The sequence below is a fragment of the Undibacterium sp. 5I2 genome (assembly GCF_035019605.1).
Classification (GTDB): domain Bacteria; phylum Pseudomonadota; class Gammaproteobacteria; order Burkholderiales; family Burkholderiaceae_D; genus Undibacterium.
In genome coordinates this window covers 1-989 of record NZ_JASJVS010000144.1, presented here as the reverse complement: position 1 = coordinate 989, position 989 = coordinate 1, and the positions used below count along the sequence as shown (strand labels likewise).

The window sequence follows — 989 nt, the reverse complement described above, 5'->3', positions numbered from 1 at the left end:
CGGTGTTTGTCAAACAACCTGTCGCACAACCCGTCAAGCCGCCTGCTTCATTTCTTCCGTTTGAGCCCGTTCTGGGTTGAGCCAAACGTGATCATGTAAAGTCCAGTTTCTCGTATGTTGAGCCCAGCGTTCGGGACGTCGACGTTTCGCCTCAACATAGACGCTATCCCGATGCTGCAATATTTTCACAGCCGTTCCGTTATGCCGCTGTTCCGGCGTTACAAACTTCAATCCACTGTGCTTATGCACTTGGTTGTACCATCTAACAAACTGGAGCATCCAAGTCTGCGCGGCCTCGACATTGTCGAACGGCTTTGTCGGATAATCGGGCCGATATTTGCAAGTATGGAAGAGCGATTCTGCGAATGGCTTATCATTCGAAACACGCGGACGACTAAAGGACGCGGCGATACCTAAATTCTCCAACGTAGCAAGCATCGTGGCTCCCTTCATCGAGCTGCCGTTATCCGAGTGTAGTACCAATGGACGCCCCGCCAATCCCTCTGCCAAACTGGTCCGACGGATTAACATCGATGCCAATTCAGCAGATTCAGCTTCATGCACTTCATGCCCAACGATCTTCCTGCTAAACACATCTAAGATCATGTACCAGTAATAATATTTACCCTGAATTTGTGCAGGCAACCACGTGATATCCCAAGACCAAACCTGGTTGGGGCCTGTCGCACAATGACTAGTCACGACTCTAGTTGATGGTTGCTTCGCACGTCCACGGTGGTGCTGCATTTTATTCGCTTTCAATATCCGGTAAATCGTCGATTCAGAGGCCAAATAGTCGCCTCGATCTGCCAAGGTAGGAACGATCTGGCTTGGCGGAAGGCTAGCAAACTCAGCCGTATTCAACACCTTCAGAATATGGACAATTTCGTCGGCTTTTATCTTGTTCGCCGGTGCCGCTCGAACGTTGGTAGTACGCCTGTCGGCTACGACGGCGGCATCGCCATCACACACCCATCGTTGGAAGGTAC

At 50.8% G+C, this 989-nt stretch carries 1 protein-coding gene; it reads right to left on the bottom strand.

Going from position 1 to position 989, the window contains the following annotated elements:
- Positions 1–33: 33 nt before the first annotated feature.
- Positions 34–989 (bottom strand): IS3 family transposase (locus QN359_RS19735; RefSeq protein ID WP_323493626.1); only part of this gene is annotated, 956 nt, incomplete at its 5' end.